Below are 967 nucleotides of genomic sequence, written 5' to 3'. Positions count from 1 at the left end.
TCGGTCGAGGCGGCCGCGACCCGCGGGACCGCGCCCCGTCGACGAACGGGATGTCCGAGCGCGAGGCGTACGAGACGCTCGACCTCGATCGGACCGCCGACCGCGAGACGATCCGCTCGCGGTATCGCGAGCGCGCCAAACGGCTCCACCCGGACGGGGAAAACGGGAACGAGGACGCGTTCAAGGAGTTGAACCGCGCCTACGAGGTCTTGACGGACTGAGAACGATATCAACCTGAAACGAGCAACCGCGTGGACACTGCAGATGAGAGATGGAATACGGGTCCACACGGCGAAATCAGTTGTCGCTACGGGGCGCGAGCCGGTCTAGCGCTTCGAGTAGCTGTTCGACACCGGAAGCGCGGACGAGCGGAGGGTCAGTTCGGAGTTCATCACGGGACCAAAACCGAACCGCTTCGGCGTCATCGCGTGCGCGCATAGTTCCCTCGGCGTGGACCGCTCGCGCCGCGGAACACCCCGTCATCGCCGATGAGGGTGGCGCGGGCCAAGGGGGTCGGGTTCCGATATATCGTCACCGCACAGCCGGTACAGTAGGGCCGAGGACCATCAGCTGTCTGCCGAGAAGTCAGCGACTGGCCACACGCAGGACAGAACGCTACCTCCGGATGTGTGAAGGTCCAGCTCACGGGCCAATCCTTTCGACGGGGGGAGACGATCGACGAGACATACCGAGGTCGTAACACGGGGTTGGGATGTACTCGCTATAAATACTCCCCCAAGAACGCCGCCGCCTCGTCGAGCTCGTCGCGCGTGTTGACGTTGGTGAACGTCCGTTCCGTCGTCCGGTCACGGATCGTCGCATCGTCGACGACGACGGCGTCGAGCGTCTCGATCACGTCGAGGATCTTCCGGTCGCCGCGAGCGAGCGCGCGGTCGCAGGCGTCGGCCATCCGCTCGGCGCGGTACACCGCCTGCGTGGTCTGGAACCAGCGGTCGTCGAGCCGCGG

The 967-nt window shown here is 65.5% G+C and carries 2 protein-coding genes; one reads left to right on the top strand and one right to left on the bottom strand.

Going from position 1 to position 967, the window contains the following annotated elements; all coding sequences use genetic code 11:
* Positions 1-221 (top strand): J domain-containing protein (locus tag ACFQEU_RS16655; protein WP_379783958.1); only part of this gene is annotated, 221 nt, incomplete at its 5' end.
* Between the two features lie 500 nt (positions 222-721).
* Here the strand turns inward: ACFQEU_RS16655 and mobA are convergent.
* Positions 722-967: molybdenum cofactor guanylyltransferase (gene mobA, locus ACFQEU_RS16650; protein ID WP_379783956.1), on the bottom strand; the 246-nt coding region annotated here is incomplete at its 5' end.

This window comes from Halorubrum tibetense, assembly GCF_042661865.1.
GTDB classification, from domain to species: Archaea; Halobacteriota; Halobacteria; order Halobacteriales; family Haloferacaceae; genus Halorubrum; species Halorubrum tibetense.
This window is presented reverse-complemented; position numbering and strand designations above follow the sequence as displayed.